This window comes from Candidatus Magnetobacterium casense, assembly GCF_019173545.1.
Lineage (GTDB): Bacteria > Nitrospirota > Thermodesulfovibrionia > Thermodesulfovibrionales > Magnetobacteriaceae > Magnetobacterium > Magnetobacterium cryptolimnobacter.
In genome coordinates, this window is sequence record NZ_JABXWD010000157.1 from 1 (window position 1) to 7,857 (window position 7,857).

The window sequence follows — 7,857 nt, forward strand, 5'->3', positions numbered from 1 at the left end:
AGATATCAAGGCGCATGGGGGCCATGTTGACGCTATCCGTCTATGAAGAGGTCTTGCGCTCACAGCCTGTCATCGGGCAGGTGCGTGCTATCTGGGATGACGTTGCCGCACGCAGGATAGACGGTGAGGATGAGGTTAAACACGCCGAAGGGGTCTTGTTTATAAACGGTATATTTGCCGACTTCGTGTATGCCGTGATGACTCGTGACATTAGCGTCATTGACGATATAATTTCAAGTGTTCGCAAGAGCAGGAAATTGAATGGGCAGGTCAAGGGTATTGTGGTCTTGCTGTATGACATGAGGGCTGCCCTCATCCCAGTGGTCAAGGCAGGTGCAGGGGGTGATGCGGTTGATGATATTGACCCGATTGAAGTCTTGATAAGGAGTTATAACGAAGATACGCTACAGTATATAAATCGGCATATAAATCGACGTGAGGTTAAAGGTATCGTTGATGAAAAAGTAAATGCTATAAAACAGCTCATATCGCAAAGAAGCAGCAAGAACCTTGAAAGATATATTTACGATATAAGCGATTACAATCTCAACAATGGAGGGAGTCAGTTCCTATTCATGACTTGTTGTAATCTCGCTGTTTATGCAATGCGTATCCATAAATGGGGAATGGCAGAGAGGTTGCTTTATTATGCAACTCTTCCGGATATATATGCGGTTATTTGGACTTTACAGTCTAAACTTCTTGAAATTATGAGTCTTTTTAAAAAGGCCTTGAGCACATATGACAAAGCGGTAGGCTTATTCCAAAATGATGCAGCAGCCCGATGTGGCCGTGCGGAGGTCTTGAGGGAACTGGGCAGACTTCCTGAAGCCTTGAGCGCATATGACGAAGAGATCGGACGTTTGCAGTACGGAGTAGACAATGTGAAGTGGCCTAATAACAGGGATTACTTTGTCAATGCACTTTTGAGGGGACTTAACATCGCCAGGAGTTCTTCGTATGAGATGCTCCTGACGCCGAGCTTTCTGGCCTTTTCGAGCTTTGAACCGGCGCTGACTCCGGCAATGAGATAACTGACGGCCTTTGATACCGCTGCCAGGCACTTGCCGCCGTTTGCAGCGATCAACGCCTCAACCTCCCTGCGCCCTACCGGCAGGGTGCCCGTTATCACAAACGTCAGTCCGCTCAGGATTGCCAACTTGGAGTGCGGTGCGGTGTGGTCGGGGTTGGATATCCGCAGCCCCAGCGACTTGAGCGCCTCAAGCGTCCTGATGTTTTCGTCGTCGCTGAAAAATCCGCTGATGCTGCGTGCGATCTTTTCACCCACCTGGTCAATGGATAGCAGTTGAGTAGCCGTTACGTGGTAGAGGTCATCGATTGAGCGGAAGTGTTCGGCCAGGAGCTTTGACACAAACGTGCCCGTATGCGGGATGCCAAGGGCGTAGATGACACGCGCAAGGGTCGTCTCCTTGGCGGCCTCGATGGCATCCAGGAGGTTGACCACCGACCTTTCGGCAAACCGTGGCAGCTTCAGGAGGTCGTCCCTGGTGAGGGAAAAGACGTCAGCGAGGCTATTTATCAGGCCGTGTTCGTGCAACAGGGTGATGTTTTTTTCACCCAGTCCGTCGATGTTCAACGCATTGCGACACACAAAGTGCATCAGCCTCTGACGCAACTGCGCAGGACAGTTTATCCCGATGCACCGCCATGCCACCGCCCCCTCTTCCTGCACCACGTGCGCCCCGCACTGCGGACAAACGGTCGGCGGCGGAAACGGCTCCAACCCTGCCTCACGCATGGTCATGTCAACCGCAACAAGGTGCGGGATCACATCCCCGGCACGCTCAACCACCACGGTGTCGCCAATGCGAAGGTCCTTACGGTTGACCTCGTCCCAGTTGTGCAACGAACACCTGGTCACGGTCACGCCCCCCACACGCACCGGCTCCAGCACCGCCACAGGGGTCAGTATCCCCGTCCGGCCAACGCTCACCTCTATGGATGTCACCTTCGTTACGCCACGGTCACCCCTGTACTTGTACGCAATTGCCCAGCGCGGTGTGCGGGTCTTTGCCCCCAACTGTGTACGCAACGCAAAGTCATCCACCTTGATCACGGCCCCGTCAATCTCAAACGGTAGGTCGGCACGCTCACGCCCTATCTGCGCTATGACCTCGATGGCCTGCTCAATGTCATCGACCCGCCGAAAGATAAACGGCGTCGAAAACCGCTGCCCCCCAAGCCACTGCATCAGCGCACTCTGCGACGATATCTCCACCGCCGCACTGAGCAGACCAATACCGTAGAAGGCAACGTTTAACTTGCGTTTGGCCGTGACCGCCGGGTCCAACTGCCTGATGGAGCCTGCTGCGGCATTGCGCGGGTTGGCAAAGAGCGGTTCACCGGCGGCCTCTCTCTCTGCGTTGAGTGCCTCAAAGTCTGCCGTGCTGATAAAGACCTCGCCACGGACGTCTATCTCCCGGACGTCTTCGGTGAGGAGTCTCAGCGGGATTGACCGGATCGTTCTGATATTGAGAGTGACGTCCTCTCCGGTATGGCCATCGCCGCGCGTAGAGGCCCTGTGCAGGAGGCCATTGCGGTAGGTTAGCTCAATGGCAAGGCCGTCGTACTTTGGCTCCACGGTGTATTTGACGGCAACGGGGTTGTCCAGCAAACGCCTGATGCGTTGGTCAAACTCCCGCACCTCGTCAAACGAAAACGTGTCCTGCAGCGAAAGCATCGGCACATTGTGGGTCACCTTGCCGAACTTCTCCGACGGAGCCGCCCCAACCCTCTGCGTCGGGGAGTAGGGGAGGATGATGCCGGAGGTCTGTTCAAGCCCCAGGAGCGTGTGAAACAGGTCGTCGTACCGGGCGTCCGTGATTGTCGGTGCATCCAGGACGTGGTATCTGTAGCTGTGGTCATTGAGTTCCCTGACCAGCCTGGCTATTTGCCCTGCTACATCTTCTTTTTCAGTGTTGTTTTTCATATGCTACAGAAATATTAACATGACCAATGACTTTTTGTTAATATAGAGACATGAATGTTTGGTTTAACGGAACGATGTTGCCAATAGAGAGTGCGGGTGTCTCCGTCCTTGACCACGGTTTGTTGTATGGGGATGGTGTATTTGAGACGCTGAGGGTCTATGATGGCGTGGTCTTTGAGTTGGATGGACACCTAAAGAGACTTTGCCGGTCGCTGTCCCTGATCAGCCTGGATGTCGGCCTGGATACCAGTCTGGCTATCGGTCTGGGACAGGACGCCCTCACCGCCGCCATCTATGCCACGTTGCAGGCCAACAACCTCAGCAACGCCTACGTCAGGGTCACCGTGACCAGGGGCGTGGGCGAACCGGGACTCGACCCGGCTCTGTGCAACACGCCAACGGTGCTTGTGTTGGCACGGCCATTTAAACCATACACCGAAAGCTCCATAAAGGTAGCGCTCGTTAAGACGAACAGAAACCTCGCCACTGCCATTAATCCTGCAATCAAGTCGCTGAACTTCCTCAACAACATCCTTGCCAGGATTGAGGCCAAAGGCTCAATGGCCCAGGAGGCCCTGATGGTGAATGTCCGTGGTCATATATCGGAGTGTACGGTGTCAAACATCTTTTTTGCAAAGGACAGCGTTCTGTACACGCCCGCATTGAGCTGCGGCATCCTTGACGGTGTAACGAGGGCTGTGGCGCTGAAACTGGCCAGGAAGGAGGGCATTGAAACACGACAAGGGGAGTACTTTCCCGCCACCCTGTACAGGGCCGGCGAGGTCTTTGTGACAAACACCTCAATGGAGATCATGCCCGTGCATAGTGTTGATGACGTTGCCTATGCCATAGGGCCGGTGACCACAGCCCTGCGCAACAGCTTTACCGCATACAGAGACGCCTGTGTCAAGCGTGGGAGACCCCGCTGAGGTGCAGTTGCCGGTTTCTTTACTCTGGCATGTGTCCCATTTGCGTTGGCGGCAAGCAGAATCCGCAAGATATGTGTTATACTCAGGTTAATGATACGGATTACGATTTATGGATTTAAGGAGGTATTGCAATGAGGTTTTTGGTAGTAGTAGCAATGTGTTTGTTGCTGATGAATGTTAGAGTCGTGGTGGTTTGCGCCGAGGAGATCGGTAGCGTAGATACCAAGTTCAACCTGCTTACGCCCAATCACAAAATAGTCATAGAGGCCTTTGACGACCCCAAGGTTGAGGGAGTGACGTGCCATTTGAGCAGGGCGCAGACTGGCGGAATGAAGGGCGCCGTCGGACTGGCCGAAAACCCCTCGGATGCCTCTATAGCATGTCGTCAGATTGGCCCGGTGAAGATTAAGGGCACCCTGAAGGATGGTGAAGATGTCTTTGAAAAGCGCATGTCCGCACTGTTTAAGAAACTCCAGGTAGTCCGTTTCTATGACAAGAAGCGCAACACGCTCGTATACCTCGTCTATAGCGACAAGATAGTTGAAGGTTCACCCAAAAACGCTATCTCTACCGTACCGATAATGCCGTGGAAGTAAGGGGTGACATCCGGCAGTGTAACAGATAAAGCCAGTGTCCAGGCCAACCTACCGAATATCACCAGGTATCAAAACTGGGTGCAAACTGCACCCACCCGATACAGAAATGCGCCCAAAACGCACCCACCCCCTCACCGTCACCTTTGAAGTAAACTTCACTGGATTTTCCGTTATACCATCGGTTAGACTATCGGCAGGGTGATGACACCTGAGAAGAATAACGACAAGGAGGCAAGGGGACATATGATATGAAGTAAGCATACAATAGTTTATTGGTTCCTTCTTACTTCATGTGGGTAACTAGCGACCAACGGAGCGGGTAGTACAATCTACCGACTTATCCTTTTATAGGCTTTCCCTTGCAAACAATAGAGATTAAAGGCAACATGACAAGGCTTATAATTTCTCTTCCCCTGTTGCCCATAGGTGGGTGTTGTTAATCCTACCCACTCACTTTGAGAAAGAGCCATTATTTTTCTGCTGCCCCTCTACCATGCTTTTTAAAGAGGATACACAATATCCTCCCATGAGGACACATTAACCGCAATCGAACAAGACGGCAAGGTTTATGTTGCAATGAAACCGGGTTAGTTGTTGATTTTGATGGCGATAACAACATTGTCGCATTTGAGATTATATCCTTTTCCAAACGAGCAGACCAAGCAGAGCTGTCTGAGGTTCTGCTTGGTGCTTAGTTGGTGCTAAGGAAGGGGTCAAGGGGGTCTGTAACCCCTTGCGGGGGGTTCTAAAGGGGGCGGCACGATTTTCTCGCAGCGGGCCGCACCCGCCCCGGCCACAGACCGCCCCTTTCTTTGCCTTTCTTGCCTTTTATTGAACTGCTTCGAGTTCTTCCGTAACGGATGACATGCCGGCACTTGCTCCCTGCATGAGGGCAAGCTCTTCCACGGAGAATATCTTGTCTATGTCGAGGATGATAATGAACTCGTCGTTGTGCTTGCCCATGCCACGGATAAAATCAGTCTTCAACCTGCTTCCGATCTTAGGGGCTGCCTCTATGTTTTCAGGCTCAAGCTCCATGACCTCCTGCACCGAATCGGCAAGGGTGCCAAGCACCGTTTTTTCGTTATCGAGGGACACTTCAACAATGATCACACACGTATTGACGCTTTTCTTAGTCATCGTCATACCGAACTTCAACCGCAAATCAAGCACGGGAACGACACTGCCCCTGAGATTTATAACGCCACGCATAAAGTCAGGCGTTCTGGGCACCTTTGTCACACTCGAAAACTCCAGCACCTCACGCACCTTCACGATGTCTAAGGCAAATACCTCATCATCCAGCTTAAATGTCAGATACTGCGACAACTCTGTTATACCGGCTACTGACATAAGACCTCCTTATTGATCATTATTTTTTTGTAGTGTCATCTCTCCTGAAAATCTATCGCCTTTGTGCCTCTGCCACGGGTAATATTAGTGGAGCCGCCAGTCTTAAAGTATGCGATCGTCTCTCTGAGGTGCTGCGCATGTGAGGAAAGCTCATCAGAGGTTGAGGCCATCTGTCCTGCTGCGGATGCGGTCTGCTGTATCACCTGATTGAGACTCTGGATGGCATTGTTGATCTGGTCTGCCCCGGAGCTTTGCTCGCCACTTGAGGCGGTGATCTCCTGCACCAGGTCGGCGGTACGCTTTATGTCGGGCACCAGCTTGATGAGCATCTGTCCCGCCTTTTCGGCTACCTTGACGCTGGTCTCCGATAGCTGGCTGATCTCCCCTGCCGCCTTCTGACTGCGTTCGGCTAGCTTTCTCACCTCCGAGGCCACAACCGCAAAGCCCTTGCCATGTTCCCCAGCCCTGGCAGCCTCTATCGCCGCATTGAGGGCCAGGAGATTGGTCTGTCTGGCGATCTCCTCGATTATTGATATCTTGCTTGCGATCTCCTTCATGGCTGCAACGGCCTCCTTTACGGCACTGCCGCTTTCCTCTGCGTGTGTGGCAGACTGCATGGCTATCTTTTCCGTCTGTTGGGCATTGTCGGCATTCTGCTTGATGTTGGCAGTCATCTCCTGCATCGAGGACGACGTCTCCTCTATCGATGCCGCCTGTTGCGTGGCACCATCGGCCATCTGCTGCGACATCGAGCTGAGGCTTCCACTGCCCTCCGTCACGCTGTCAGCGGCCGCCCTTACGTTGTTTACCACCTCCCTGAACCCCTCAACCATAGTCTTCATTGAGGTCATCAAGAGGCCTATTTCATCTTTACGATCAACTTCAACCGTAACCGTCAGCTCACCCTTTGCAAGGTCATCGGCCACCTCAACGCAATTATGCAACGGTCCCGTGATAGACTTTATGATCATGGCAGCTACAATTGCGGCAATCAATACGCCAAAAACCATGATCCCAACAGAGGTGTTACGGATTGACTTGAATTCGGCAGTCGAAGTATCATACATCTTCTTTGCCGATTCGGTTTGCAGCGCTTGCAATTTCTCCGCTACTCCCTTGGCCTCCCTGAACAACGGCCCTACGACCTTTACCATGTGGGTGTTGGCATCGGCAAATTTGCCGGCCTTGTATAATTCCGAAGCATTTTTCAGCCCCTTGTTGACAAACTCTCCGCGCGACTCCGCGAACTTTGCCGCAATGGCCTTCTCGTCTGTACTCAATGACGCCGTCATGTACTCCGCCCATATCTTTGATATCTTTTCGATATTTTGCTCAACCGCATCCGTGTGCCTGGTGATGGGGTGATCGTGCAGCTTACTTTCCTCCATCCGGGGGTCGTGCATGCCGGCAAGAAAGAGCTGCTGCATGTTCTCCCGCATATAGTCGTTTACGTTGGCCAGTTGCTCTATTGGCAACAGGCTGTTTTGATAGATATCACCCATTCCCTTATTACTAACGCTTAATCCATACAGTCCATAAGTCCCTATGCCTATCAACAGCACAGAGAGAAACCCCACCAGAAATATCAACCGTAGTCCAATCCTCGTGTTCTTAAACATTGCTTACCATCTCCTTTAATTTTTAAAAAATAAAGATAAATCTATACCTTTGCCTTTAATCTATAATATAAAGATACTGCAACAATAGCATAGCAACAAAGATATTGTCAAGAAATCGTTGTTTTTTGTTTTTGGGTGCATAAGAGTTTTGTTATAAAAAATTTATAACGTCAGGATTGATTAATAAAGGGTTGCGTGCTTTGTAATCCAACCAAGATGGTTATTGTAAGACAAAAATTACAACAAAGTGACTATAGTGACTACACTGTAGATATCTATCACCGTTGTTTCAGACATCTTTTGTCCAGAGGTTTTCTTTTTTGTATGTCTTCCAACGGTTGTGAATCCAGAGGTACTGCTCCGGGAATGCTGAGACAATGTGCTGCATCTCTGAGGTCATGGCTTGTGTA

6 protein-coding genes are annotated in these 7,857 nt (G+C 51.4%); 2 read left to right on the forward strand and 4 right to left on the reverse strand.

The window, feature by feature from the left end:
- Positions 1-907: 907 nt before the first annotated feature.
- Positions 908-2,950 (reverse strand): NAD-dependent DNA ligase LigA, encoded by a 2,043-nt coding sequence (ligA, locus tag HWQ67_RS09605; protein WP_218252470.1) that lies wholly within the window; start codon positions 2,948-2,950, stop codon positions 908-910.
- 50 nt (positions 2,951-3,000) lie between these two features.
- Here ligA and HWQ67_RS09610 point away from each other — a divergent pair, with 50 nt between their 5' ends.
- Complete coding sequence (locus HWQ67_RS09610; protein ID WP_218252471.1) at positions 3,001-3,879, forward strand: aminotransferase class IV; 879 nt, start codon at positions 3,001-3,003, stop codon at positions 3,877-3,879.
- Between the two features lie 131 nt (positions 3,880-4,010).
- A complete protein-coding gene (locus HWQ67_RS09615) occupies positions 4,011-4,475 on the forward strand; it encodes a CreA family protein (RefSeq protein WP_218252472.1) in 465 nt (154 codons plus the stop codon).
- 828 nt (positions 4,476-5,303) lie between these two features.
- Here HWQ67_RS09615 and HWQ67_RS09620 read toward each other — a convergent pair.
- The 3 genes from HWQ67_RS09620 to HWQ67_RS20535 form a co-directional block, all read right to left on the reverse strand.
- Complete coding sequence (locus HWQ67_RS09620) at positions 5,304-5,828, reverse strand: chemotaxis protein CheW (RefSeq protein WP_218252473.1); 525 nt, start codon at positions 5,826-5,828, stop codon at positions 5,304-5,306.
- Positions 5,829-5,863: 35 nt separating this feature from the next.
- Positions 5,864-7,447: a methyl-accepting chemotaxis protein gene (locus tag HWQ67_RS09625; protein ID WP_218252474.1), complete on the reverse strand. Its 1,584-nt coding sequence runs from the start codon at positions 7,445-7,447 to the stop codon at positions 5,864-5,866.
- A 289-nt stretch (positions 7,448-7,736) separates the two neighbouring features.
- Positions 7,737-7,847 (reverse strand): hypothetical protein, encoded by a 111-nt coding sequence (locus HWQ67_RS20535; RefSeq protein WP_425340716.1) that lies wholly within the window; start codon positions 7,845-7,847, stop codon positions 7,737-7,739.
- Positions 7,848-7,857 lie beyond the last annotated feature (10 nt).